The 25,852-nt window shown below is 71.3% G+C and carries 19 protein-coding genes, 1 tRNA gene and 4 pseudogenes; 10 read left to right on the plus strand and 14 right to left on the minus strand.

Annotated features, from left to right (window positions below; translation table 11 throughout):
• Position 1: 1 nt before the first annotated feature.
• The 3 genes from AQI88_RS02410 to fusA all read right to left on the minus strand — a co-directional run bounded on the left by AQI88_RS02410 (position 2) and on the right by fusA (position 4,701).
• Positions 2–988 carry a carbohydrate ABC transporter permease gene (locus tag AQI88_RS02410; protein ID WP_066990917.1) on the minus strand — a complete coding sequence of 329 codons (987 nt, stop codon included), beginning with the start codon at positions 986–988 and terminating at the stop codon, positions 2–4.
• Between the two features lie 7 nt (positions 989–995).
• Complete coding sequence (locus AQI88_RS02415) at positions 996–2,312, minus strand: ABC transporter substrate-binding protein (RefSeq protein ID WP_066990921.1); 1,317 nt, start codon at positions 2,310–2,312, stop codon at positions 996–998.
• 328 nt (positions 2,313–2,640) lie between these two features.
• Positions 2,641–4,701 carry an elongation factor G gene (gene fusA, locus AQI88_RS02420; RefSeq protein ID WP_066990924.1) on the minus strand — a complete coding sequence of 687 codons (2,061 nt, stop codon included), beginning with the start codon at positions 4,699–4,701 and terminating at the stop codon, positions 2,641–2,643.
• A 624-nt stretch (positions 4,702–5,325) separates the two neighbouring features.
• Here fusA and AQI88_RS02425 point away from each other — a divergent pair.
• Positions 5,326–6,378 carry an aldo/keto reductase gene (locus tag AQI88_RS02425; protein ID WP_066990927.1) on the plus strand — a complete coding sequence of 351 codons (1,053 nt, stop codon included), beginning with the start codon at positions 5,326–5,328 and terminating at the stop codon, positions 6,376–6,378.
• 227 nt (positions 6,379–6,605) lie between these two features.
• Here AQI88_RS02425 and AQI88_RS02430 read toward each other — a convergent pair.
• The 3 genes and pseudogenes from AQI88_RS02430 to AQI88_RS02440 form a co-directional block, all read right to left on the minus strand.
• A tRNA-Leu gene (locus AQI88_RS02430) sits at positions 6,606–6,693 on the minus strand.
• Positions 6,694–6,870: 177 nt separating this feature from the next.
• Positions 6,871–8,412: an aldehyde dehydrogenase family protein gene (locus tag AQI88_RS02435; protein WP_066990930.1), complete on the minus strand. Its 1,542-nt coding sequence runs from the start codon at positions 8,410–8,412 to the stop codon at positions 6,871–6,873.
• A 175-nt stretch (positions 8,413–8,587) separates the two neighbouring features.
• Positions 8,588–8,947: pseudogene (locus AQI88_RS02440) on the minus strand (succinate--CoA ligase subunit alpha); the annotation flags it as partial.
• A gap of 3 nt (positions 8,948–8,950) precedes the next feature.
• Here AQI88_RS02440 and AQI88_RS02445 point away from each other — a divergent pair.
• Positions 8,951–9,523 (plus strand): annotated as a pseudogene (locus tag AQI88_RS02445) (MFS transporter); the annotation flags it as partial.
• A gap of 79 nt (positions 9,524–9,602) precedes the next feature.
• Positions 9,603–10,790: a low temperature requirement protein A gene (locus AQI88_RS02450; RefSeq protein ID WP_066990932.1), complete on the plus strand. Its 1,188-nt coding sequence runs from the start codon at positions 9,603–9,605 to the stop codon at positions 10,788–10,790.
• A gap of 43 nt (positions 10,791–10,833) precedes the next feature.
• Here the strand turns inward: AQI88_RS02450 and AQI88_RS02455 are convergent, their stop codons facing one another.
• From AQI88_RS02455 to AQI88_RS02465, 4 genes are all read right to left on the minus strand, one after another.
• Positions 10,834–11,511 (minus strand): GntR family transcriptional regulator, encoded by a 678-nt coding sequence (locus AQI88_RS02455; protein WP_066990935.1) that lies wholly within the window; start codon positions 11,509–11,511, stop codon positions 10,834–10,836.
• Between the two features lie 166 nt (positions 11,512–11,677).
• Positions 11,678–12,625 (minus strand): beta-ketoacyl-ACP synthase III, encoded by a 948-nt coding sequence (locus AQI88_RS02460; protein ID WP_066990938.1) that lies wholly within the window; start codon positions 12,623–12,625, stop codon positions 11,678–11,680.
• A 137-nt stretch (positions 12,626–12,762) separates the two neighbouring features.
• Complete coding sequence (locus AQI88_RS45725; protein ID WP_159050286.1) at positions 12,763–12,927, minus strand: MFS transporter small subunit; 165 nt, start codon at positions 12,925–12,927, stop codon at positions 12,763–12,765.
• Positions 12,902–14,227 (minus strand): OFA family MFS transporter, encoded by a 1,326-nt coding sequence (locus AQI88_RS02465; RefSeq protein WP_066990941.1) that lies wholly within the window; start codon positions 14,225–14,227, stop codon positions 12,902–12,904. Before AQI88_RS02465 ends, AQI88_RS45725 begins: the two co-directional genes overlap by 26 nt.
• Before the next feature lie 198 nt (positions 14,228–14,425).
• Between AQI88_RS02465 and AQI88_RS02470 the strand changes: the two are divergent.
• From AQI88_RS02470 to fdhD, 3 genes and pseudogenes are all read left to right on the plus strand, one after another.
• A pseudogene (locus tag AQI88_RS02470) lies at positions 14,426–15,316 on the plus strand (NADH-ubiquinone oxidoreductase-F iron-sulfur binding region domain-containing protein); the annotation flags it as partial.
• A pseudogene (locus AQI88_RS02475) lies at positions 15,313–16,172 on the plus strand (2Fe-2S iron-sulfur cluster-binding protein). The pseudogenes AQI88_RS02470 and AQI88_RS02475, both read left to right, overlap by 4 nt.
• A 7-nt stretch (positions 16,173–16,179) precedes the next feature.
• On the plus strand, positions 16,180–17,028 hold the full coding sequence (gene fdhD, locus AQI88_RS02480) for a formate dehydrogenase accessory sulfurtransferase FdhD (protein ID WP_066990943.1): 849 nt from the start codon (positions 16,180–16,182) through the stop codon (positions 17,026–17,028).
• Between the two features lie 110 nt (positions 17,029–17,138).
• On the opposite strand, the gene AQI88_RS02485 is transcribed toward fdhD, so the two are convergent.
• Complete coding sequence (locus AQI88_RS02485; RefSeq protein WP_066990946.1) at positions 17,139–17,666, minus strand: isochorismatase family protein; 528 nt, start codon at positions 17,664–17,666, stop codon at positions 17,139–17,141.
• Between the two features lie 19 nt (positions 17,667–17,685).
• Positions 17,686–18,123, minus strand: coding sequence for a MarR family winged helix-turn-helix transcriptional regulator (locus tag AQI88_RS02490; protein WP_066990948.1), 438 nt, complete (start codon positions 18,121–18,123; stop codon positions 17,686–17,688).
• A 113-nt stretch (positions 18,124–18,236) separates the two neighbouring features.
• Between AQI88_RS02490 and AQI88_RS02495 the strand changes: the two genes are divergently transcribed.
• On the plus strand, positions 18,237–19,154 hold the full coding sequence (locus AQI88_RS02495) for a quinone oxidoreductase family protein (protein ID WP_066990950.1): 918 nt from the start codon (positions 18,237–18,239) through the stop codon (positions 19,152–19,154).
• A gap of 130 nt (positions 19,155–19,284) precedes the next feature.
• Positions 19,285–21,162 (plus strand): sialidase family protein, encoded by a 1,878-nt coding sequence (locus AQI88_RS02500; RefSeq protein WP_066990953.1) that lies wholly within the window; start codon positions 19,285–19,287, stop codon positions 21,160–21,162.
• Here the strand turns inward: AQI88_RS02500 and AQI88_RS02505 are convergent.
• Positions 21,112–22,203, minus strand: coding sequence for a bile acid:sodium symporter family protein (locus tag AQI88_RS02505; protein ID WP_398697154.1), 1,092 nt, complete (start codon positions 22,201–22,203; stop codon positions 21,112–21,114). The genes AQI88_RS02500 and AQI88_RS02505 overlap by 51 nt on opposite strands.
• 85 nt (positions 22,204–22,288) lie before the next feature.
• On the opposite strand from AQI88_RS02505, the gene AQI88_RS02510 reads away from it, so the two are divergent.
• Positions 22,289–23,167, plus strand: coding sequence for a LysR substrate-binding domain-containing protein (locus AQI88_RS02510; RefSeq protein ID WP_066990956.1), 879 nt, complete (start codon positions 22,289–22,291; stop codon positions 23,165–23,167).
• Here the strand turns inward: AQI88_RS02510 and AQI88_RS02515 are convergent.
• Positions 23,149–24,132, minus strand: a complete 984-nt coding sequence (locus AQI88_RS02515) for an Lrp/AsnC family transcriptional regulator (RefSeq protein ID WP_208615697.1) — start codon at positions 24,130–24,132, stop codon at positions 23,149–23,151. The genes AQI88_RS02510 and AQI88_RS02515 overlap by 19 nt on opposite strands.
• Before the next feature lie 109 nt (positions 24,133–24,241).
• Here AQI88_RS02515 and AQI88_RS02520 point away from each other — a divergent pair, with 109 nt between their 5' ends.
• On the plus strand, positions 24,242–25,741 hold the full coding sequence (locus AQI88_RS02520; RefSeq protein ID WP_066990959.1) for an MFS transporter: 1,500 nt from the start codon (positions 24,242–24,244) through the stop codon (positions 25,739–25,741).
• The last annotated feature ends 111 nt before the right edge of the window (positions 25,742–25,852 follow it).

Raw genomic sequence — 25,852 nt, forward strand, 5'->3', positions numbered from 1 at the left:
GTCAGACATCGAAGGCCCTCCGTCCGCGCGAGGTGAGCAGGAGGTACCCGCCCGTCACGACCAGCAGGAACAGCAGCAGGAGTACGGACATGGCGGATCCGGTGCCGAAGTTCCAGGTGACGAACGAGGCCTGGTAGATGTGCACCGAGACGAGGTCGGCGGCCTCGGGGGCGGCCTTGCCGAACAGGACGTACGGCGTGTTGAAGTCGTTGAAGGTCCACAGGAACAGCACCAGGACCAGCACCTGGTTGACCGGACGCAGCGACGGCAGGGTGATGCGGCGGATCTGCTGCCAGGTCCCGGCGCCGTCCAGCGCCGCTGCTTCGTACAGTTCGCGCGGGATGTTCTGCAGTCCGGCCGTCACGATGAGGAACGCGAACGGCCAGCCCTTCCACACGGACACGGTCAGCAGGGCGTAGAAGCTGTTGTCGCCGATGAGCCAGAACGACGGCTTGCCGGTGAGGTGCAGCTGGTCGTGCAGCACGTGGTTCACCAGGCCGTTGTCGTGCTGGAACATGAACACCCAGGTGATGACGGCCGCGTAGACGGGCAGCGCGTACGGCACCAGGAACAGGGCGCGCAGCAGACCGCGGCCGCGGAAGGTGTCCTGCATGAAGACGGCGGCGGCGGTGCCGATCAGCCAGCACAGGCCGACCGACAGCAGCGTGAAGCCGACGGTGACGAAGAAGGAGTGCAGCAGGGCCTCGCCGACGGGGGCGTCGAAGTCCACCGACACCTTGTAGTTGCCGAGGCCGGACCAGGGGGCGCTCCCCCAGTCGCGGATGTAGAACTGCGTGAGCTCCTTGAAGCTCATCACGATCCCGATGACCATCGGCACCAGGTGGACGAGGAGTTCGAGGAGCAGGGCGGGCAGGAGCAGCAGGTACGGCAGTGAGGTACGGCGGATCCGTCCGGTGCGGCGGCGGGGTTCGCGCGTCGCCGCGGGGGAGGTCTCCCGCACCGGTTCCTTGAAGGCGGTGGTCGTCATCCGAGGCTCACGCCGCCGGCATCTGCTGCTGGGCCTTCTCCAGCTTCGCCTTGACGGAGTCGGTGGTCACCGTGCGTCCGGCGGCGGCGTCGGCGAACAGCTCCTTGACGGCCGTACCGACCGCCGTCTCGAACTGCGACTCGGCGGCGACCTGCGGCAGCGCGGCCGCGCTGGTGGCAAGGGTGTTCTTCAGCACGGCGTTGGACGGGGTGCTGAACGCCGCGTCGCCCTGGGCGGTCCTGACGGGCGGGATGGTGCTGTAGGCCGCGTTGAGGATCTTCTGCTCGTCGTCGCCGGTCATGAACTTCACGAACTTCGTCGCGCCGTCGAGGTGGTGGCTGCTCTTGAAGACGGCGATGTTGATGCCGGCGACCATCGAGTTGGTCTGGGCGCCGGTGCCGGGGGTGCCGGACCGCACGGGCACCGGGGCGATGCCATAGGCGTCCTCGCTCATGCCCTGGGACTTGAGGTTGGCGGCGGCGGACTGCCACAGCAGCATGGCCTGCCTGCCCTTGGCGAAGTCGCTGACGGACTGGTTCTGGGCGTACTCGGCGTCGCCGGCCGGGATGACCTGCTCCTCGGCCATCAGGTCGACGTACTGCTTGACCGCGTCGACCACCTTGGGATCGGTGAAGTCCGGCTTGCCGTCGGGGGTGAAGAAGTGGGCGCCGTGCTGCTGGGCGAGGACGAAGACGTGGTGGATGTTCTCCGAGACGTTCGCACCCTCGGCGCCGAGGACCGACTTGCCCGTGGCCTTGATCTTCTTGCCGTCGGCGATCAGCTCGTCCCAGGTGGCCGGGGGCTTGGAGATGCCGGCGTCGGCGAGGATCTGCTTGTTGTAGTACAGGGCGTACGCCATCGAGTACAGCGGGACCGCGGCCGGGTCCTTGCCCGGGGCGCCCGTCGAGCCGAGCGCGGAGCCGACGAACCGGTCCTTCCCGCCGATCTCGGCGAAGTTCTTCGCGTCCCACGGCAGCAGCGCGCCGGTGGCCTGCAGGGAGGCGCTCCAGGTGTTGCCGATGTTCAGCACGTCGGGGCCCTGGCCGGAGGTGGTCGCGGTGAGGATCCGGTTGAGCAGGTCGGACCAGGGCACGACCTCCAGCTGCACCTTGATGCCGGTCTGCTTCTCGAACTTGTCGAGTTCGGGCTGTAGGACCTTCTTGTCGACCGCGATACTGGCGCCCTGGTTGGAGGCCCAGTAGGTGAGCGTCTTCGGCGAACCGTCGGCCCCTCCGCCGCTGGACGAACCCCCTCCGCAGGCCGTGGCCGCGAGGGCGAGAGACATGGTGACGGCGCCTACGGCCGCGGCTCGGATGCTGCGCATGGCTCCTGGTGTCCCTTTCCGGGAGTCGAGAAACCCCGGGGGCTGTTCGCAGGAGGTGACACGTCGTTCGGCCTCCGAAGCCCCTCACGGCTTAATTTAGGATGTGAGTTAAACCTCAGGAGAAACCCTCGTCAAGGGATCCGACATCGGCATCTTGAGGGGCCGGCCGTACGGCGTTCCGCCTTGCACAGGCCGCACCACGCGCCCTGTGGGTGCATGGTGCGGCATGCGGCATGCGGCATGCGGTAGACACACTGCGGTATGCGGTAGACGCCCTGCGGTATGCAGTGTGCGGCAGGGTGCATCTACCAGCCTGCCGGAGTTACGGCTACCGCGACGCCGACGCCGGCTGGGGGGCCGGTGCGTAGCCAGCCGGACGGGTCGTGAAGGTGCCCCGGCCCTGGGTGCGGCTGCGCAACCGGGTGGCGTAGCCGAACAGTTCGGCCAGCGGCACGGTGGCAGTCAGCACCGCCGCGCCGCCCCGGTTCTCGGAGCCGCTGACCCGGCCGCGCCGGGCCGCCAGATCGCCGAGCACCCCGCCGACCGCGTCCTCCGGCACGGTGACCGTGACCTCGGCCACCGGTTCCAGCAGGGCCATCGCACAGGCGCGCAGCGCCTCGCGCAACCCCAGCCGGCCGGCGGTGCGGAAGGCCGTGTCGGAGGAGTCCTTCACATGGGTCGAGCCGTCGGTCAGCGTGACCCGCAGCCCGGTCACCGGGTGACCGCCGAGCGGCCCTTCGCTCAGGGCGTCCCGGCAGCCGGACTCCACCGCACGCACGTACTCCTGTGGCACCCGCCCGCCGACCACGGTGGACCGGAACTCGAAGCCCGTCGTGCCGGCTTCGGCACCGAGCGGCTCCACGTCGAGGACGACATGGGCGAACTGACCCGCCCCGCCGTCCTGTTTGACATGCCGGTGGACCAGCCCGCAGACACCACGCACGACCGTCTCCCGGAGGGCGACCCCGGGACGTCCCACGGTGACCTCCGGTCCGCCGTCACGGCGGATCTTCTCCACCGCGACCTCCAGGTGCAGTTCACCCATCCCGGACAGTACGGTCTGCCCGGTCTCGGTGTCGGTGCGCACCACCAGCGAGGGGTCCTCCTCCGCCAGCCGGGCCAGCGCCACAGCCAGCCGGCCGGTGTCCGTGCCGCGCCGTGCCTCGACGGCCATGGACACCACGGGTTCGGCGACCACGGGCGGCTCCAGGAGCAGCGGGGCGCCCGGATCGCACAGGGTCGAGCCGGCCCGCGCCGACTTCAGCCCCGCGAACGCGACGATGTCCCCGGCGACCGCCCGGTCCAGCTGGGCATGCCGGTCCGCCATGACCCGCAGGATCCGCGCCACCCGCTCGGTGCGCCCGGTGCCCGGGTCCCACACGGTGTCTCCCTTCTCGATCGTGCCCGAGTAGACACGCACATAGGTCAGGCGCCCGGTGCCGCTCGCGTTCACCTTGAACGCGAGCGCCGCGAACGGCGCCGCGGGGTCGGCGGCCTGCCGCTGTTCGGTGCCCTCGTGGACCCCGCGTACGGCGGGCACGTCCAGCGGCGACGGCAGGTAGGCCACCACAGCGTCCAGCAGCGGTTCGATGCCACGGTTGCGGTAGGCGGAACCGCACAACACGACCACGCCCTCGCCGGTACGGGTGAGGTCCCTGAGGGCAGCGGCCAGCGCCGGCGCGGACAGGGCCGACTGCGCACAGAACTCCTCCAGCGCCGCCGGATGCAGCTCCGCCACCTGCTCCTCCAGCACCCGGCGCCGCCGCACGGCCTCCTCCCGCAGCCGCTCGGGAACCGGCCCCTCCACCGCCGTACCGTCGGCGCCGTCCCAGACCAGGGAGCGCATGCGCACGAGGTCGACGACGCCGGTGAAGCCGTCCTCGGCCCCGATCGGCAACTGCACGACGAGCGGGGCAGGATGGAGCCGCTCCCGGATCGAGTCGACGGCCCGGTCGAGGTCGGCGCCCGCGCGGTCCAGCTTGTTGACGAAGGCGATCCTCGGTACGCCGTGCCGGTCGGCCTGTCGCCACACGGACTCGCTCTGCGGCTCGACCCCGGCGACGGCGTCGAAGACGGCGATCGCCCCGTCGAGCACCCGCAGCGAGCGTTCGACCTCGTCGGCGAAGTCAACGTGGCCGGGTGTGTCGATGAGGTTGACGCGGTGGCCGTCCCAGGCACAGCTGACGGCAGCGGCGAAGATGGTGATGCCGCGGTCGCGTTCCTGGGGGTCGAAGTCGGTGACGGTGGTGCCGTCGTGCACCTCGCCGCGCTTGTGGGTGGTGCCCGTCGCATACAGGATCCGCTCGGTGACGGTGGTCTTGCCGGCGTCCACGTGGGCGAGGATGCCGAGGTTGCGGACGGCGGTGAGAGGGTTGGTGTTCGTGCGCACGGCCCGATGCCTTTCGGAAAAGATCCGGAAATAACCGGAAAATAGAAGGGGCAGCGCGATTTCCCGTGCGTGTGGTGGACAAGACGGCGCCCGGAACCGGCGGTACGAGCCGGATGGGAAGGGCAGGGACGTCAGCCGTGCGTCACGGGTGTCCGGTGCCGGCCGCGCAGCGGGCACCGGCCGGACGAGGACACCAGGATCACCTCGTACCGGGAACGGGGAGCGGCGACAGCGGTGCGCTCACGCACGGCCGGACTCCCCTCGTTCGTCGGACTGGTCGGCACACGGCGGGCCCTGATGGGGGCGCGGCGCCGGGTGCGTGGCGAGTGTAGGCGGGGCGGCCGGCCGCGGGCACGTCATTTTCGGCGTGCGTGAGGACTTGGCTCGGCTCTGTTCGCCCGCACCGGACCAGGACGCGCCCGTTCGGTTGAGCCTCGATGGACTGTCAACCGAACGGCAGAGCAAGGAACTTCCGGTGGCTGCTTCGAGGTGTGGTGACGGTGGTGACCGCCTCGGGCGCCACTGACAACGCGGCCCGCCGGACCTCCCCGTGCCCTTGCCGTCAAGTGCACTCCAAGTCCTAGTCTTACGCTCCCTTCCCCCCACCTGCGACGGAGCACCGGTATGCGCTATCGAGTCCTCGGCAAGACCGGCATCGAGGTCAGCACCCACTGCCTCGGCACGATGATGTTCGGCGGGATCGGCAACCCCGACCACGAGGACAGCGCACGCATCATCCACGCTGCGCTCGACGCCGGCATCAACTTCGTGGACACCGCCGACATGTACTCGGCCGGCGAATGCGAGGAGATCGTCGGCAAGGCGCTCAAGGGCAGGCGCGACGAGGTCGTGCTCGCCACGAAGGTGCACTTTCCGCTGGGCGAAGGACGCAACCGCAGCGGCAATTCGCGCCGCTGGATCCTCGAGGCCGTCGAGGACAGTCTGCGGCGCCTGGACACGGACTGGATCGACCTCTACCAGGTGCACCGCCCTGACCACACCACCGACATCGAGGAGACGCTGTCCGTCCTCAGCGACCTGGTGAGGGCGGGCAAGATCCGGGCGTTCGGCTGCTCCACGTTCCCCGCCGAGGACCTCGTCGAGGCTCACCATGTGGCGGAGCGGCGCGGACTGATGCGGCTGCGCACGGAGCAGCCGCCGTACTCGATTCTCGCGCGCGGCATCGAACGGTCCGTGCTGCCCACTGCGCAGCGCCTGGGCATGGGAGTGCTGACCTGGTCACCGCTCGCCTCGGGCTTTCTGTCCGGCGCCATCCGCGAGGGCCGGCCCGTCGACCTCACCACCGGCCGCGCCAGGCGCACTCCGCACCGCTTCGACCCCGCCATCCCGGGCAACGCCGCGAAGTTCGCGGCCCTCGAGCAACTCGTCGCCCTCGCCGAGGAGTTGGGGTGCACCCTGCCGGAACTGGCCGTCGCCTTTCCGTTGGTGCACCCGGCCGTCACGTCGGTGATCATCGGTCCGCGCACCATGGACCAGCTCACCTCGCTGCTCAAGGGAGCCGACCTGCTGCTCGACGACGCGGCGCTCGACCGTATCGACGAGATCGTGGCGCCCGGCACCGATCTCTATCAGGCCGACGGCGTCTGGCAGCCGCCGTCGCTCACCGAGCGCGCGCGGCGCAGGCGCCCGGCCGGAGAGCGGGCGGCCGCGGACTGAGCCTGTCGCTCGAGGGCGCGGGCATCACGGGGACAGGGCAGGAGGTGGTCGATCTCGTGGTCCCTCGCGGAGGCCCAGAATCCGTGGTGAACTCCTTTCCAGGAGGCGCGCCGCACCGAGCCGATCACGCGGCCCGAAGGCCCCAGGAACGACGAAATGCCGGTGAGTCTCATGACTCGACCGGCATGTCGTGAACGTGTCGGGACGATCTTGCGATCGTCCCTCACTGGTGTCCGAGGGGGGACTTGAACCCCCACGCCCGATAAAGGGCACTAGCACCTCAAGCTAGCGCGTCTGCCATTCCGCCACCCGGACTAGGTGTCTGCCGCCTTGCGGAGGGTGTTCCCCGCGGCGACGTGGACAACAATAGCAAGGTTTCGGAGTGCGTTTCACCTGCGTATCCGCCCGGCGGGCGGCGGACGGGGGCGCCTCGGAGGACCCCGGCCGCCGGGCTGTACAGCTGGTGACCAGATGTTGACGCTGTGCGCCCGGTCAGGGCATGAGCTGGTACTCCGGGAAGTTCCCCGGCAGCCTCTCCTGCTGCGGCCCCTGGGTCACCGCCCTCACCAGCAGCTCCCCACCCACGAAGGCCCCGCGCCAGGAGGCGCCGAAGCCGCCGAACAGCTCGTCGCGGTCGCCGCGGGAGCGGGGCTTGCCATGGCCGATCTTGAAGGCGCGGATCTGCGGCGCCAGCCTGTCGAACGTGGCCCTGTCGTCCGTGGAGAGGGTCGCGACCAGGGCGCCGTTGGACGCGTTCATCGCGGCCAGCAGCTCGGCCTCCGTGTCGACCAGGACGATCGTGTCGACCGGCCCGAAGGGTTCCGCGTGGTGGAGCGGGGAGGATCGGGGCGGGTTGAGGAGGGTGACCGGCTGCACGTAGGCGGCGGTGTCCTGGCCGGGCAGGAAGCGGGCGTCCGCCGGATGCGCGCGGTGCAGGGGGACGGCGCCGCGGTCGATCGCCTCCGCGACCTGGTCCCGCAGTTCCTTCGCCTTCGCCGCGTTGATCACCGGACCGAAGTCCAGCTCCGGGTAGGGGTCGTCCCTCTTCTCCACGGCCAGGGGGTGGCCGACGCGCACCCGGCGCACCGCCGGCAGGTACGCGGCGAGGAACTGGTCGAAGAGATCGCGCTGGATGACGAAGCGCGGGTAGGCCGTGCAGCGCTGTTTGCCGTAGTCGAAGAGTTTCGGGACGAGCGCGGTGAGTGTGTCCCAGTCCGAGTAGTTCCAGATGCCCCAGGTGTTCAGCCCCTCCTGCTCGAGGATGTGCCGCTTGCCGAGGTCGGCGACGGCCGTGGCCACCGCGGCGCCGGTGTCGCGGCCGCCGACGAAGGAGACGCAGCCGATCTCGGGCGCCCGCACCAGCGCCTGGGACAGCTCGCCCCCGCTGCCGCTGACGAGGGTGACGGGGAGCCCCTCGCGGGCGGCGAGCGCGCAGGCCAGGGTCAGGCAGGCGACGCCGCCGTCGGTCGGGGTCTTGGCGATGACCGCGTTGCCCGCGAGCACCTGGACCAGTACGGCGTGAACGAGCACGCTCATCGGGTAGTTCCAGCTCGCGATGTTGGACACCGGGCCGTCCAGCGGCGTGCGGCCGGCCATCATCGGCTCGATGCCGTCCAGGTACCAGCGGACTCCGTCGATGGCCCGGTCGACGTCCGCCCGGGCGAGCCGCCACGGCTTGCCGATCTCCCAGACGAGGAGCAGTGCGAGGAGTTCTCGGTGTTCCGTGAGTGCGTCGAGGGTGGCCGCGACCCGCGCCCGGCGTTCGGCGAGCGGAACGTGGCGCCAGGCGCGGTGCTGGTCGAGTGAGGCCCTGACGGCGCGGCGCGCGACGGCCCGGTCCAGGCGGGGCGGGCCCGCGATGGGGCTGCCGTCGACCGGGCTGGTGGCGGGCAGCGCCCGGCCGTCCGCCCGCCAGGCGGTGTTCCAGAGGTTGAGGACGCGGTCGTCCCGGAAGGCCTCGGGCGCGACGGCGAGGCAGCGCTGCCAGGCCTCGGCCCAGGACGTTCCGGCCTTGAGGGTGAGGGTGGGTGCCATGCGAATGCTCCGCTCTCGGTGCACGGTCGAGAGAAAAGGGCTGAAGGAGTCGAGCCTGCTGGAGGTGCCTGGCTGTCCGGCGCACGGCTCGCACGCTGGTGCGCCGGACGTCGTGCGAGAAGTTACCGAAGGGTCATGAAAGCCGACAGTCACCCGGAGTCGACTATGAGTGACGTCACTGTGCCCGGGGCAGCTGTGCGAGCACCAGTTCCGCCGTCTCGGTCGGGGTGCTGCCCACACTGACGCCGATCGCCTCCAGCTCCTCCTTCTTCGCCCGCGCCGTGCCGGCGGATCCGGAGACGATGGCGCCCGCGTGTCCCATGGTCCGGCCCTCGGGTGCGGTGAACCCGGCGATGTAGCCGACGACGGGCTTGGTGACGTGGTCGCGGGCGAAGGCGGCCGCGCGTTCCTCCGCGTCGCCGCCGATCTCCCCGATCAGGATGATCAGTTCGGTGTCGGGGTCGTTCTGGAAGGCGGCCAGGCAGTCGGTGTGGCTGGTGCCGGCGACGGGGTCGCCGCCGATGCCGACGCAGGTGGGTGGATCTCGATCGTCATGACCGCCGGTGTGTCGATCTTCGGCATCTCCTTCCAGGTGGACTTCGCCAAGGACGTCGGTTTCGGCCCGCTGGTCGCGGCCTCCTCGATGGGCGTGATGGCGGTGATCAACGGCATCGGCCGCGGGGTCGTGGGCTGGCTGTCGGACCGGTGGGGCCGCAAGCCGACCCTCGTGTTCGTCATCGTCGTCCTCGGTCTCGCCCAGTTCGGCGTGATCTGGGCGGGCGACGTCAGGAGCGAGTGGCTGTTCCTGTTCTTCGCGTTCCTCTCCGGGTTCGGCGGCGGCGCGTTCTACCCGCTGTTCGCGGCGCTCACCCCGGACTACTTCGGCGAGAACTACAACGCCACCAACTACGGCCTGGTGTACAGCGGCAAGCTGGTCAGCGGCCTGTTCGGCGGCGGCCTCGGCTCGATGGTGGTCGGTGCCTGGGGCTACGACGGGGCGTACGCACTGGCCGGTTGTGTGTCGATGGTGGCGGCGGCGATCGCCCTGCTGCTGCGGCAGCCGGGCCGCAGTGGCGGTACCGCGGTGGCGCAGCCACGGACCGCCTCCTGACGAGCGCGCCCTCCCCCGCCGGTCACCCGGTGTTCCCCCTCTACGATCTGCTCACCGATCACCGGAGGGGGAACACCGTATGGACAGCGCACCCGTGCACACAGCGGCCGAGGAGGCGGGGCGCCGGGTCACCACCCTGGAGCTCTTCTTCGACCTGGTCTTCGTCTTCACGCTCACCCAGCTCACCGTGCTGCTGGCGCACGACCTGTCGTTCGCCACGGCCGGCCGGGTGGCGCTGATCCTCGTCGTGCTGTTCTGGATGTACGGCGCCTACGCCTACCTCACCAACCAGGTGCCGCCCGACCGTCCCTCGCGGCGGTTGCTGCTGATGCTCGGCATGGGCGCGTTCCTGGTGTGCGCGCTGGCGATCCCGCGCGTCTTCGAGGACACCGGGGTGGTGTTCGGGCTGGGGTTCCTGCTCGTGGTGATCGTGCACACGACGCTGTACACCCGCAGCCACGGCTGGGACTCCGTCTGGTACGGCGTCCCGAACGCGCTGGCCGCCCTCTCCGTGACCGTCGCAGGCACCACCGACGGCCTTGCGGCGGACGGGCTGTGGCTGCTCGCGATCGCCCTGCAGTTCGTGACCCCGTTCGTCGCCGAGCACGGGCCGGGCAAGAGGGACGGGCGCAGCGCGGCGACGCTCAGGGTGCAGTTGGGCACGCTGGACCCGGCGCACTTCGTGGAACGGCACGGGCTGCTGCTGATCATCGCCTTCGGCGAATCCGTGATCTCCATCGGCGTCGGCATCGGCGACCTGCCGCTCACCCCGGGCCGGTTCGGCGGCGCGTTCCTCGCACTCGCCCTCGCGGTGGCGATGTGGTGGACGTACTTCGTAGGGGACGAGGAGGACGCGGAGGCTGCTTTCCGCGCCACACCGGCACCGCAGCGGTGGCGGCTGGCGATGAACGCGTACTACTACGCCTTCCTGCCCATGCTCCTGGGCATCGCCTACCTCTCCGCCGGCGTCAAGACGACCCTCGGCCATCTCACCGCACACCCGGCCTGGGGCCCGGCACTGGCCCTGGCGGGCGGGGTGGCCCTGTTCCTGGCAGGCGACGCGGCCTTCCGGACAACCCTGGGACTCCACCCGGTCCGCTACCGCGCCGCGGCCTCCCCCCTGGCCCTGCTGACGGCCCTGCCGGCCACCCTCCTTCCGGCCTACGCCGAACTGCTGCTCCTGGTGGCGGTGTTGACGGGAATGCTGGCGGTGGAGGCACGCCGGTGCACGGCGACACCGCCCGCCCGTGAACTGGCCGACGCCTAGGGGACGTTGATCAGCGTTCAGGGCGACGGTCTGCGGCCACGGCTCAGGACGCGCTCTGTTCGTGGTACGAGCGCCGCGTGTGCTCGGTGTGTTCGTGCATCAGGTGGGTGGCGCGATATTCGTCGTTCAAGGCGATCGCCCTGATCAGCTCGCGGTGCTCGATCCACGACTGCCGGCCGCGCTGGCGGGCCACCGGGGTGTAGTACCAGCGGACCCGGCGGTGGACCTGGGCGGCCAGTTCGGCGAGGACCGTGTTGCCCGCCAGCTCCATCACCTTGGCGTGGAACGCCGCGTTGAGGGCGACGGCACGGTCCACGTCCTCGGCCTCGACCGCCTTCTCGCCCTCGGCACACAGCTCCTCCAGGGCGTCGGTCCCCGCCTTGTCGGCGTTCAGGGCAGCCAGCCGGGCCGCCTCCGCCTCCAGGAGTGTGCGGACCGTCAGGAGTTGGTCGGCCTCCTCCTGGGTGGGCTCGTGGACGAACGCGCCCTGCGCGGGCCGCAGGTCGACCCAGCCCTCGGTGTTGAGCCGCTGCAGCGCCTCGCGCACCGGCTGCCGGGAGACGCCGAGGTGGCCGGCCAGTTCGCTCTCCACGAGGTGCTGGCCGGGTTGCAGGGCCCGGGTGGTGATCAGCTCCAGCAGCGCCTCGTAGACACGGTCGCGCAGCGGGCCGGGGCGTTCCAGCTTGGGCACGGATCCCTGTGGCAGTCCGGTCGACAACATCGCGGTCCCCCTCCTGGGCAGGCTGCCGTACACAGCGGGCTGTATGCAGTGCACAGCGGACCGCCCACTATGAATTGTCTTTCGTCTACAGTCTACGGCGCACAAAATCCAGAGGAAGCGGAAGTCCGGCGCATCACCCCAACCCCGCGCACCCCCGCGGACGTCGTCACGGGCAGCGTACGACCTGCCCGGCGTACGACAGGTTGCCGCCGAAACCGAACAGCAGCACCGGGTCGCCGCCGCGGAGCGCTCCCTGTTCGAGGAGCTTGGAAAAGGCGAGCGGGATGCTGGCCGCGGAGGTGTTACCGGATTCGGTGACATCGCGCGCGACCACGGCGTTGACGGCGCCGAGCTTCTGCGCGAGCGGCTCGATGATGCGCAGGTTGGCCTGGTGCAGGACGACCCCCGCGAGCTCCTCGGGGGCCACCTGGGCCTTCTCGCAGGCGCGTCGGGCGACGGCGGGCAGCTGGGTGGTGGCCCAGCGGTACACGCTCTGCCCCTCCTGGGCGAACCGCGGCGGCGTGCCCTCGATCCGCACGGCGTGTCCCATCTCCGGCACCGATCCCCACAGCACCGGACCGATCCCGGGCTCCTCGCCCGGCGCGCACGCCTCGACCACGGCGGCCCCGGCGCCGTCGCCGACCAGGACGCAGGTGGTGCGGTCGGTCCAGTCGGTGACGTCGGACATCTTGTCGGCGCCGATGACCAGGGCACGGGTGGCCGCACCGGCGCGGACGGTGTGGTCGGCGGTGGCCAGCGCGTGGGTGAACCCGGCGCACACCACGTTGACGTCCATCGCGGCGGGCTGCGGAATGCCGAGCCGGGCCGCGACCCGGGCGGCGGTGTTCGGGGAACGGTCGATCGCGGTGGAGGTGGCGACGAGGACCAGGTCGATGTCGCCGGGCGTGAGGCCGGCCGCGGCGAGGGCCTTGGCGGCGGCGTGCGCGGCCAGCTCGTCGACCGGTTCGTCGGGTCCGGCGATGTGCCGGGCCCGGATGCCCACCCGGCTCCGGATCCACTCGTCACTGGTGTCGACCAGGCCCGCCAGGTCCTCGTTGGTCAGCACCTTGGCGGGCTGGTAGTGACCGACGGCGGTGATGCGCGAGCCGTTCATGGCGGGGTCCCCCTGTTGCCTCGGGATGCGGGATCCACCAGTCTGGCCAGTGACTCACGGGTACGTCGGCAGGTGAAGCCACAGGAATCCGGCATCCGAGTTGTCGGCTTCCCTCAGACCTTCACACCGCCGAGGACTCACCCGGTGAACAGCTGCCTCGCCTTCTGGACGAGTTCGTACACCCCATAGGCGAGGGGTGCGGCCACCCACAGCCAGGCGAGGACGATCAGGCCGGCGGGGGTCCCCCCGGTCGGGCGAGGCCGAGAGCGGGGGAGGCTAGGCGGGCTGCTGTCGCTGGGCATCGGCGGCCTCCCTCGGGGCGCTGACGTGGTGGCGGGCGTGGACGGGACGGACCAGTTCGTTCGCGGCGAAGCCGACCACGAGCAGCCCGATCATGATGGCGAACGACAGCCCGTACAGAGCCGGGCCGTGCTTCCCGGCGGCCTCCTGCCGGTCGGCGATCCAGTTGACGATCAGCGGCCCGAGCACGCCGGCGGTGGACCAGGCGGTGAGCAGCCGGCCATGGATCGCGCCGACCTGATAGGTGCCGAAGAGATCCTTCAGGTAGGCGGGGACGGTCGCGAAGCCGCCGCCGTAGAAGGAGAGGATCACCAGGGCGCACAGGACGAACAGCGGCTTGGCCGAGTCCCCGAACAGCGCGATGAGCAGGTACATCAGCGCGCCGACGCCGAGGTAGAGGCGGTAGATGTTCTTGCGGCCGATTCTGTCGGAGGCGGACGACCAGCCGATCCGGCCGGCCATGTTGGCCGCCGACAGCAGCGCGACGAAACCGGCGGCCGCGGAGGCCGACACCGGGGTGGAGCTGTCCGCGAAGAAGTCCGTGATCATCGGGGCGGCCTTCTCCAGGATGCCGATGCCGGCGGTCACGTTCGCGCACAGGACGACCCAAAGGCACCAGAACTGCGGGGTGCGCACCGCGCTGCGGGCGGACACCTGCACGCCGTCGGCGGCGCTCGGCCCGGTCTCCGCGGGTTCCTGCGGGCGCGGCACCCGCACGAGCAGAACGCCCAGCGTCATGAAGACTGCATACGTCAGACCGTGTACGAGGAACGCGAGCGCGATCCCGGAGTGGTCGCTGCCGAAGGACGCGAGCATCTGCGCCGACCAGGGCGAGGCGATCAGCGCGCCGCCGCCGAAGCCCATGATGGCGATGCCGGTGGCCATGCCGGGCCGGTCCGGGAACCACTTGATCAGGGTGGAGACGGGCGAGATGTAGCCGATACCGAGGCCGATGCCGCCGACGAAGCCGTAGCCGAGGACGATCAGCCAGTACTGCTTCGTCTGGGCACCGAGCGCGGAGATCAGGAAGCCGGAGGAGAAGCAGACGAGGGCCACGGTCATCGCCCAGCGCGGCCCGTTGCGCTCGACGAGCGTGCCGCCGAACGCGGCTGACAGTCCGAGCATCACGATCGCCAGCTGGAAGGGCAGCGCGCTCTGGGTGCCGTCGAGGTGCAGGGCGGACTCGAGGGGCGGCTTGAACACGCTCCAGGCGTAGGCCTGGCCGATGGCCAGATGGACGGAGAGGGCGGCGGGCGGAACGAGCCAGCGGCTCCAGCCCGGGGGTGCGAGTGGGGGGCTCATGCTCGCGGACGGTAGGGCGGGGAGCGGGAGTTGAGAAGATGCTCGGTCGACCGTATGCGGTGAACGGTATGCGGGATGCGTCCAACGGTCGCCGCACGCGAACTCTTGCTGGGGCCTACTCCATACTGTAGACAATATTTCGTCGACAGGATTCAGCCGCCCTCTTCCGGCTCCTCTCCCCTCCCTCCATCTCCGCGGTATCCCTCAACCGCGCATCGGGCTTTTGTCTACATCCGTGGTGAATACCCGCGAGTCGTACACCGTCTACAGCACGCGGTCGACCAGGCCCGTGCCCGCGGTCTGCTCGGCGACGACATCCTCGGCCAGGGCTACAGCCTGGACATGGAGATCCGCCGCGGTGCCGGCGCGTACGTCTGCGGCGAGGAGACTGCCCTGTTCAGCTCCATCGAGGGCTACCGGGGCGAACCGCGCTCCAAGCCGCCGTTCCCGGTGGAGAAGGGCCTGTTCGGCAGGCCCACGGTCGAGAACAACGTGGAGGCCCTGGTCAACGTGCTCCCTGTTCTGACGATGGGGGCACCGGCGTACGCCGCGATCGGCACCGGGCGGTCCACCGGCCCCAAGCTGTTCTGTGTGTCGGGCAGCGTGGAGCGGCCCGGCGTGTACGAGGTGCCGTTCGGGGCGACGCTCGGCGAGCTGCTGGACCTGGCCGGGGTGCGGGAGGGGCTGCGGGCGGTGCTGCTGGGCGGTGCCGCCGGCGGCTTCGTGCGGCCCGACGAACTCGGCATCCCGCTCACCTTCGAGGGCACCCGGGAGGCCGGCACCATGCTCGGCTCCGGTGTGGTCATGGCCTTCGACGACACCGTGCCGCTCCCCCGTCTGCTGCTGCGGATCGCCGAGTTCTTCCGCGACGAGTCCTGCGGACAGTGCGTGCCGTGCCGGGTCGGGACGGTGCGGCAGGAGGAGGCGCTGCGCCGGATCGCGGAGCGCACGGGAGCCGGGGCCGCCCAGGACATCGCCCTGCTGCGCGAGGTGGGCCGGGCGATGCGGGACGCCTCGATCTGCGGTCTGGGGCAGACCGCGTGGAACGCCGTGGAATCCACCATCGACCGTCTGGGGGCGTACGAATGACCGTCACACCGCTGGGGAACCCGCGTCGTCTGCTGGAGTTCACGATCGACGGCGAGCCGGCCCGGGTCCCGGAGGGCTCGACCGTCCTGGACGCGTGCCGGGCTGGGGGGAAGGACATCCCGACCCTGTGCCAGGGCGACACGCTGCGGCCGAAGAACGCCTGCCGGGTGTGCGTGGTGGAAGTGGCGGGGTCGCGGACGCTCGTTCCGGCCTGCTCGCGCAGGGCCGAGCCCGGGATGGAGGTGCGAACGGACACCGAGCGGGCCCGGCACAGCCGGAGGATCGTGCTGGAGCTGCTCGCCTCCTCGGTCGACTTGTCGACCACTCCGAAGGCCGCCGAGTGGATCAAGGAGTACGGGGCGAAGCCGGACCGTTTCGGCCCCGACGCGGCCCGGCTGAACGAGGAGCCGAAGGTCGACAACGAGCTGTACGTGCGTGACTACGACAAGTGCATCCTGTGCTACCAGTGCGTCGATGCCTGTGGCAACCAGTGGCAGAACACCTTCGCGATCTCGGTGGCCGGGCGCGGTTTCGACGCGCGGATCGCCGTCGAACACGACGCGGCGCTGACCGACTCCGCGTGCGTGTACTGCGGGAACTGCATCGAGGTGTGCCCGACGGGGGCGCTGTCGTTCAGGTCGGAGTTCGCCATGCGGGCGGCGGGCACCTGGGATGCGTCGAAGCAGTCGAGACGACCACGGTCTGCGCGTACTGCGGAGTGGGCTGCAACCTCACGCTCCACGTGCAGGACAATGAGATCGTGAAGGTCACCTCACCGCACGACAACCCGGTGACCCACGGCAATCTCTGCATCAAGGGCCGTTTCGGCTACCAGCACGTACAGAACCGGGGCTGATCAGGACATGGGACGAGTCACGGAACGACGCAAGGTCCTCCGCATCCGGGACGGAGCGGTCTCGACCCGGCCGGACACGCTGGTCGCCGAGGAACCCCTGGAGATCCGGCTGAACGGGAAGCCTCTCGCGATCACCATGCGCACGCCGGGCGATGACTTCGCGCTGGCGGCGGGGTTCCTGGTGAGCGAGGGTGTACTGGCCACTGCATCCGATCTGCAGAATATCGTCTACTGCGCCGGGGCGACCGCAGACGGTTCGAACACCTACAACGTGGTCGACGTGAAGACCGCACCGGACATCGTCCTCCCCGACTTCACCTTGGAGCGGAACGTCTACACGACGTCCTCCTGCGGGCTGTGCGGCAAGGCCAGCCTGGACGCCGTACGCACGAGCGCCCGCTGGCCGATCGCCGACACTCCCCCGGTCCGGGTCACCCCCGAGCTGCTGGCGAGCCTTCCCGACCGGCTGCGGGCGGCGCAGCGGGTGTTCGACCGGACCGGTGGTCTGCATGCGGCCGCCCTGTTCACGGAGGACGGGGAGCTGCTGGACATACGGGAGGACGTGGGCCGGCACAACGCGGTCGACAAGCTGGTCGGGCGGGCGCTGCAGAACGGTGATCTGCCGCTGTCCCGGACGATCCTGCTCGTCTCGGGCAGGGCGTCGTTCGAGCTGGCGCAGAAGGCCGTGATGGCGGGGATCCCGGTGCTGGCGGCGGTGTCGGCGCCCTCCTCGCTGGCGGTGGACCTGGCCCTCGAGACGGGTCTGACCCTGGTGGGTTTCCTGCGGGGCAGCTCGATGAACGTGTACGCGGGTGAGGACCGCGTCGCCCTGCGGGCCGCGGCCGCCCAGGGCTGACCGGTTCCCCGCGGCACGGCGGCGGGGCCCCGACCGGCGGGGAGCGCCCCCTGCGCCGCGGGGCCCCGCCTCAGCCGTGCCCGCCACCTCCGGCTCGGTCCCCAGAACGGTCAGCCGGCCGCGAGGCGTACCCGGGATGCGGTGACGACCGTGCCGAGCCTCGGGAAGTCGAGCCGGACCGATGCCTCGTGCTCGGCGGCGGTGAACGCGGCCAGGGCGTCCTCGACGAAGACGAGGTCGTAGCCGAGGTCGGCGGCGGCGCGGGCGGTGGACTCGACGCCGAGGTTGGTGGCGATGCCGCCGAACACCAGGGTGCGGATGCCTCGTGCGCGCAGCCGCTCGTCGAGGTCCGTGCCCTGGAAGCCGCCGAGGGTGCGCTTGACCACTTCCAGGTCGCCGTCCCTCGGCAGCCCCGCCACGAGACCGCTGCCGGGCGGCTGTTCGGCGACCGAGGGGCGTTCGACCCGGATCAGGACGACGAGCGCGCCGGCGGCGCGGAAGGCGGCTGCCAGCTCCTGCGAGGCGGCGAGCACGTCGGCGCCTTTGCGGGGCTCCAGCGGCAGCGCGACGATGCGGTCCATCAGGTCGACGAGGACGAGGGCGGTGCGCTGCGGGTCGAGCGCGGGAGCTGCGGTCATGACGGAACGTTAGCCGCCGTCAGCCGTCCGTGCCGGAAATCCGGATCAACAGGCCCATGAACTGATCGCGTTCGGCCGTCGACAGCGGGGCGAGCAGTGCGTCGTTCGCCTCCCGGGCAGCCTTCTCGCAGCGGGTGAGCAGGCGGTCGCCGTCGTCGGTGAGGGAAACGGCGTTCTTGCGCCGGTCCTTGGGGTCGGGGGCGCGGACGATGAGTCCGGCGGACTGCAGGTCGTTGAGGACGCCGACCAGGTCCTTGGGGTCGAGGCCCACGCTGCGGCCGAGGTCGGCCTGGGCGAGGGGGGCGAGGTCGCGGACGGCGGAGAGGACCACGTGGTGCCACATCTTCATGCCCTCGGCCGCGAGGGCGTCGGCGACCAGGGCGCGGCCGCGCGCGGCGGCCCGGCCGAGGAGCCAGCTGGGCAGGGCGCGGATGGCGGGGAGGGGTGCTTCGGCCATGGCCGCAGCCTACCGAAGAATCATTGGACTTCCCAACGAACCTTCAGTACCGTTGGGACTCCCAACGAGTTCATGGGCGTTCCCAACGACCGCCCCGGTTTCTGGAGGTTGCGATGCGTCGCGTCCGGTACGAGTCCGCCGGCGGGCCCCTGTTCCTGGAGGAGGCTCCGGTCCCCGAGCCCGGCGCCGGCGAGCTGCTGGTGCGCTGCGAGGCGGTCGGCGTCACCCTGCCCGTCGTGCGCAAGGTCACCGAGGCCGCCGAGCCGATCCCGCTGGGCGGGGAGATCGCGGGCGAGGTGGTGGCGACCGGCGAGGGCGTGACCCGCTTCCGCACCGGCGACCGGGTCACCGGGCTGTGCTTCGGTCACGGATACGCCGACTTCGCCCTGCTGCACGAGGCGATGGCCTCGCCCGTGCCCGACGGCGCCACCGCCGTCGACGCGGTCGCGCTGGTGCGCAGCGGGCTGGTGGCGCTCGGCGCGCTGGAGACGGCGCGCCCCGAGCCGGGCGAGGCGGTGCTGGTCACGGCCGCGGCGAGCGGGGTCGGGCATCTCGCGGTGCAGCTGGCGCGGGCACGGGGCGCGGGCCGGGTCGTGGGCGCCGTCTCCGATCCGGCCAAGGCGGAGTTCGTCCGCTCGCTGGGCGCGGACGACTGTATTCACTATGGCGACGACAGGTGGGGAGAGCCCGTCGACTGTGTACTGGATGCGGTCGGCGGTGAGCTGCTCACCCCCGCCCTCGCCGCGCTCGCACCGCACGGCCGGCTGGTCGCCTACAGCTCCGGCGGCGGCACGATCCAGGCGTACGACCTGCTGGTCGGCGCGAAGTCGGTGATCGGCTTCCAGATGGCGCTGATCGCCCGCGGCCGGCCGGAGCTGTACGAACGGTGGCGGCAGGAGCTGTGGCGACTGTTCGGCGACGGCACCCTGAAGCCCGCCGTGCACGGCGAGTTCGGGCTGGCGGAGGCGGCGAAGGCACACGAGGTGATCGAGGCGCGGGCCAACCTCGGCAAGGTCGTCCTGCGCCCGTAGCGTTCGCCCGTTTCTTGTTCTGCACGCTTCTTGTGGGCCTTTCGGGCCCCAACTACCTTCAATGGGGCGGACGTTGGACGTGAGACGTCCGGATGTCCGGATGTCCGGCCGACGAAGGGCAGGTCGTACCATGCCGTCAGGTCTTCGCGTCCGTCTCAGATCCGCGCTGTTCACCGCCCTCACGACGGCGGCACTGCTCGTGCTGCCGCTGGCCCACCCCCACCCCGCGCACGCCCGACCGGCCACCGGCGCACCCGAGTTCGATCAGCGGATCCTCTTCAAGGCCTCCCAGGACCCCGGATACGCCTGCTTCCGTATCCCCGCGGTGGTGCGGACGGCCGACGGCACGCTGCTGGCGTTCGCCGAGGGCCGGGTCCTCAACTGCGGGGACGCGGCAGACATCGACATCGTGCTCAAGCGCTCCACCGACGGCGGGCGCAGCTGGGGCTCGCTGCAGGTGGTCGACGAGGGCGCGGGCGACACCCACGGCAACCCGGCGCCGATCGTGGACCGCGACACCGGCCGGATCTGGCTCGCTCAGACGTACAACACCGGCCGTACGGACAGCGCGAGTTGCTCGATTCCCTGCGACCGCACCCCGCATCTGCAGTACAGCGACGACGACGGACTGACCTGGTCCGAGCCGCGCGATCTGAGCCCCGAGATCCTGCCCGCCGACTGGAACTCCTGGTACGCGACCGGCCCCGCGCACGGCATCCAGCTCACCCGCGGCCGGTATGCCGGCCGGCTGGTCTTCGGCGTCAACACCGAGACATGGGACGGCAGCCGGGTCACCGCCAACCACGCGTCACTCATCGTCAGCGACGACCACGGCGGCCACTGGCGGATCGGCGCCACCGACACCTGGCCGATCGCCGCCGACGGCACCTTCCGGCAGAAGCCCTCCGAACTCACCCTCACCGAGCGGACGGACGGTTCGATTCTGGTCAGCGGCCGGGAGCAGGACGGCACCGACCCCGGCCACCGCACCCAGGCCGTCAGCCGGGACGGCGGCGGCAGCTTCACCGCGCCCTTCCACGACCTGCCGGACCTCTACACCCCGCAGGTGCAGGGCTCGGTCCTGCGCCTGGGCGGGCGCATCCTGCTCTCCTGCCCCGCCGACCCCGACCGGCGCCGCACCATGATGATCCGCTCCTCCTACGACGGCGGCCGCACCTGGGACAGCGTGGACCGCGGCACGGTCGTCACCACGGACTGGTCCGGCTACTCCGACCTGGTGCGCGTCGACCGGGACACGGTGGGCCTGCTGTACGAGGGCGGGGCGGCCGACGCGCGCGACGAGATCCGCTTCGCCCGCTTCACCGAGGACTGGCTCGCCCCGCGCCGAGGCCCCGACCCACACACCGCCGATCTCGCCCCGCACGCCCGCCCGGCCGCGGTGCTCGGCGGCGCCGAGGAGACGGACGGTGTGTCCGGCGGCGCGCTGGAGTTCGACGGTGCCGACGACGCCGTACGGCTGCCGTACCGGCCCGGGCTGCCGCTCGGCGGCAAGGACTTCACCGCGTCCCTGTGGTTCCGGTACACGGCCACGACCGGGGAGCAGCCGCTGCTGTGGATGGGCGGCGTCGGCACCAGCCAGCCGCAGGTGTGGCTGCGCGGCGAGCCGGCGAACAACCGTCTGCAGGGCCTCATCACCGTGCGGGACGGCGCGGCCGCGCCGCAGACTGCATACGTGCGCACGTCCACTGCATACAACGACGGCCAGTGGCACCACGCGGTCCTCCGCCGGGGCGCCGGCAGGCTTTCGCTGTCCGTCGACGGTATGCAGTCCACCGTCGCCGATGTGCCGGGTTCCGTCAGCCGTAACTCGCCCTTCGGCGTGCACATCGGCCAGCGCATGGACAGCCGCTCCTTCTTCACCGGCGCGCTCGACGAGGTCCATGTCTGGGACCGCGCGCTGACCGACGAGGAGCTGGCCGACCCGAAGGTGCTCAGGTCACCGAAGGACACGGTCCTGTGGCTGCCCCTGGACCACGTGAGCGGCTGACGGCTGCGCGCTCTCCTCGGGATCGCGGGACCGCCGCTTGGCGATGACCGCGCACACCATCAGCTGCATCTGGTGGAAGAGCATCAGCGGCAGCACGGCCAGAGAGGCGTGCGCGCCGAACAGGACGCTCGCCATGGGCAGTCCGGAGGCGAGGGACTTCTTCGACCCGGCGAACTGGAGGGCGATCCGGTCCGCCCGGCCGAAGCCGAGCGCCTTGCCGCCGTACCAGGTCAGGACCAGCATCACGGCCAGCAGGACGGCCTCGACGGCGAGCAGCGCGCCCAGCCGGGCGGGGCTCACCTGGTGCCAGATGCCCTGGGTCATGCCCTCGCTGAACGCGGTGTAGACGACCAGCAGGATCGAGCCGCGGTCGACCAGACCGAGGACCTTCTTGTGCCGGGCGACGAACGCGCCGATCCAGGGCCGCAGGACCTGCCCGGCGAGGAACGGCACGAGCAGCTGGAGCACGATCTTCACCAGCGAGTCGGCGGAGAACCCGCCGCCGGTGCTGCCGAGCAGCACGGCCGCCAGCAGCGGCGTGACGACGATGCCGACCAGCGAGGAGAACGAGCCGGCACAGATGGCGGCAGGCACGTTTCCCCGGGCGATCGAGGTGAACGCGATCGACGACTGGATCGTGGACGGCACCAGGGTCAGAAACAGCAGCCCCTGGTACAGCGGCTGGGTCAGCAGCACCGGAACCAGGCCGCGGGCGGCGATGCCGAGCACCGGGAAGACGAGGAAGGTGCAGGCCAGGACGGCGACGTGCAGGCGCCAGTGCTTGAGGCCGTTCAGTGCCTCACGAGTGGAGAGCCGGGCACCGTAGAGGAAGAAGAGGACGGCGATCGCGGCCGTGGACGCGTCCGAGGCCACGTCGGCGCCGGTGCCCCGGGCCGGGAGGAGCGCCGCGAGGCCCACCGTGCCGAGCAGCAGCACGATGTACGGGTCGATCGGCATCCGGCTCGGCCAGCGCAGGCGTTTCACGATGCTCCACTTGCTCTTCGTCAGGTACGTGCCCGGGCCCGGAGGACCCCTCTTCATCGTCCTCTTCCGCAGACCGATCGGGAATCCCGCATACCACTCTGACTGTCATCACGTTGCGCGATGGCCGGCGTACGCTGGCGCCGTGTACGACCCCACGCATCTGCGCACGTTCCTGGCGGTGGCCCAGACGCTCAGTTTCACGCAGGCCGCCCGGCGCCTCGGGCTGCGGCAGTCGACGGTCAGCCAGCATGTGCGCCGGCTGGAGGACGCCACCGGCCGTCAGCTGTTCTCCCGGGACACCCACTCCGTGGAGCTGACCGAGGACGGCGAGGCCATGCTGGGCTTCGCCCGCCGGCTGCTGGAGGTGCACGAGCAGGCGACGGCGTTCTTCACCGGTACCCGGGTGCGCGGCCGGCTGCGCTTCGGGGCCTCGGAGGACTTCGTCCTCACCCGCCTGCCGGAGATCCTGGAGGGCTTCCGCTACGACCACCCGGAGGTCGACCTGGAGCTGACGGTGGAGCTGTCGGGCACCCTGCACGAGCAGCTGGCCGCCGGCAAGCTCGACCTGGTGCTGGCCAAGCGGCGTCCGGAGGACCCGCGGGGCGCGCTGGTGTGGCGTGACGACCTGGTGTGGATCGGCTCCGAGCACCTGCGGCTGGATCCCGACCGGCCCGTCCCGCTGATCGTGTATCCCCCGCCCGGCATCACCCGCGCGCGTGCCCTGGAGGCCCTGGAGGCGCAGGGGCGCGAATGGCGCATCGTGTGCACCAGCGGCAGTCTCAACGGCCTCATCGCCGCCGCCCGCGCCGGGCTCGGCGTCATGGCCCACTCGCGCCGGCTGATCCCGCCGGGCCTGCTGCGGCTGCCGGACCGTGCGGGCCTGCCGGAGCTGGGGAAGGTCGACTTCGTCCTGGTGCACGGCCGGCGGCGGGGCGCCGCGGAGGGTGCTGCCAACGCGCTGGCGGCGGCGATCCTGGCGGGCGGGGAGCGGCTGCACCGGGGTCAGCGCGGCGCGCGCTGATACGTCAGCTGCTTGACCCGGCGCAGGAACGGCGTCGTCTCCACGTGCTGCACGCCCTCGAGGCGGCCGAGGGATTCGCTCAGGTAGGCGTACAGGCTCGCGGTGTCGCGGACGACCACGGTGACGACGATGTGGGAGGGGCCGGCGGTGGCGGAGGCGAAGGCGATCTCGTCGTGGGTCGCGAGGGCTTCGCCGACGGTGTGCAGGGCGGCGGGGGCGGTGGTGATCCACAGGACGGCGGCCCGGGAGTAGCCGAGGATGTCCGAGTTGTACTCGACGTCGATGTACACCGCCCCGGAGGCGAGCAGGGCGGCGAGGCGGCGTCTGACGGCGGACTCGGAGCGGCCGGTGGCGCGCTGCAGTTCGGGGTAGGTGGCGCGGCCGTCGTGTTCCAGGACGGCGAGGAGCGGTTCGTCCTCGGGGTCGATGCAGGCCGGTCCGGCGGGGGCCTGGGGCCCTGGGCGCAGGGCGGCGGTCTGGTCGTCGCTCAGCGCCCGGAACTTGCGCAGCCAGCCGGTGGGGCCGCCGTAGAAGCGGTGCAGGAGTTGCTGGGCGCGGATCTCCACCACGCTCGGGGTGCGCGGCAGCTTGCCGAGGAGGAGGTCGTCGTGGTCGCCGGCGCTGCGCGGCCGGGTCATGCAGATGACCTCGGTGCCACCGGCGGCCAGGCCGATCCAGTTGGTGTCGGGGCGTTTGGCGAGCGCGTCGGCGATGACGGAGGCGCCGTCGGGGGCGCAGCGCAGGCGGAGCATCCACTGGTCCTGGCCGAGGGCCTCGGCGTCGCGCAGCGCGACGACCCTGAGGCCGGCCTCGGCGGACAGGCGGCGGAAGCGGCGCGCGATCGTCTGGTCGGAGACGCCGAGCACCTGCCCGATCCGGCTGAAGGAGGCCCGGCCGTCGATCTCCAGGGCGGAGAGCAGCTGGAGATCGAGGTGGTCGAAGGTGTCGGATTCCATCTTCAGCATGCGCTCACCCGTCGGATTACGTCGCTCTGGCGGCCTGTTCCGGGTCGATCGGCCGGGTCGTACGCATCGTACGGAGCGATACGCAGCCGTCGTACAGGGAGTTGAGGACATGCGTAGATGGGGGACGCTCACGGCCGTGTGCCTGGGCACGTTCATGCTGCTGCTGGACGTGACGATCGTGGTGGTGGCGCTGCCGGACATGGCGGGTGCGCTGCACGCCTCGCTCAGCGATCTGCAGTGGGTGGTCGACGGGTATGCGCTCGCGCTGGCCGCGCTGCTGCTGGGGGTGGGGGCCGCCGCCGACATTCTGGGGCGGCGCCGGGTTCATGTGGCGGGTGTGGTGCTGTTCGCGGTGGCATCGCTCCTGTGCGGGCTCGCGTCCGGGCCGGGCGTGCTGGTGGCCGCGCGGGCGCTGCAGGGGGTGGGCGCGGCGGCGATGTTCGCGACGACCCTGCCGCTGCTGGGCTCGGTCTACCAGGGGCCGCAGCGGTCGGCGGCGCTCGGGGTGTGGGGCGCGGTGAGCGGCGGCGCCGCGGCCGTCGGCCCGGTGCTGGGCGGTCTGCTGACCGAGGGGCCGGGCTGGCGGTGGATCTTCTTCGTGAACCTGCCGGTGAGCGTCGTCGAGGTGTGGCTGACGCTGCGCGTGGTGCCGGAGTCGCGGGGGCCGCGCGGGATGCGCGTCGACTGGGCGGGCACGGCCGCCTTCGCCGGTTTCGCGGGCGGGGTCACCTATGCGGTGGTGCGGGCCGGCGAGGACGGCTGGACGGCGCCCTGGGCGCTCACGGCGTTCGCCTGCGCGGCGCTGGCCCTGGTGGTGTTCGTGCTGGTGGAGCGGCGGGCCGCGCATCCGCTGCTGGACCTCGCTCTGCTGCGCAAGCCCGCGTTCGTGGGGGTGATGGCGGGGGCGTTCGCCTTCAACGGGGTGGCCTTCGGGGTGACGCCGTACCTGTCGATCTGGATGCAGACGCTGCTCGGCATGAGTCCGGTGCGCAGCGGGCTGACACTGCTGCCGCTGACGGTCGCGGCGATGATCGTCGCCGTGCTGGTGGGGCGGCTGCTGCACGGTGTGCCGGCCCGGCTGACCATCGGCGGCGGGCTGCTGCTGATCGGCTCGGGGAACCTCTGCCAGGCCGTGCTGGACGCCGGCTCCGGCTGGACGGCACTGGTGCCGGGGTTCGTGCTGGTGGGCGTCGGCACCGGGTTCGTCTCGCCGACCGTCGCCGGTGCGGCGCTGGCGGCGGTGCCGACGGAGCGGGCCGGGATGGCGGGCGGCGCGGTCAACACGGTCCGGCAACTGGGGTACGCGCTGGGCGTCGCGGTGTTCGGCACCGTGCTGACCTCCCGGATGACCGGCACGCTCCCGCACGGCGCGGCCCATGCGCTGGCCGGGGGTGAGGCGGCGGCGCTGCGCGGCAGCGTGTCCGGGCACACGCTGCGCGCCGCGTTCGCCTCGGGTCTGAACGGCACGCTGGTGGTCGCGGGGCTCTTGGGGATCGCCGCGGGCGCCCTGGTGCTGCTGCTGGTGCGGACACCCCGGGCGCAGCGGACCGCAGTGACGAATTCGGCTCCCGCGACGCAGACAGAGAAGACGACGGTGCCGCACACCTGACCTCGCCCGAGGGGGCCGAACGCGGTAATCGGGTCGGGCAGATTCGGTGGAGATTACGGCACCGAAACTTACTGAACCGTAAGTCTTCTGTCCGACCCTTCCCCAGTTGAG

It is taken from the genome of Streptomyces cellostaticus (assembly GCF_001513965.1).
Lineage (GTDB): Bacteria > Actinomycetota > Actinomycetes > Streptomycetales > Streptomycetaceae > Streptomyces > Streptomyces cellostaticus.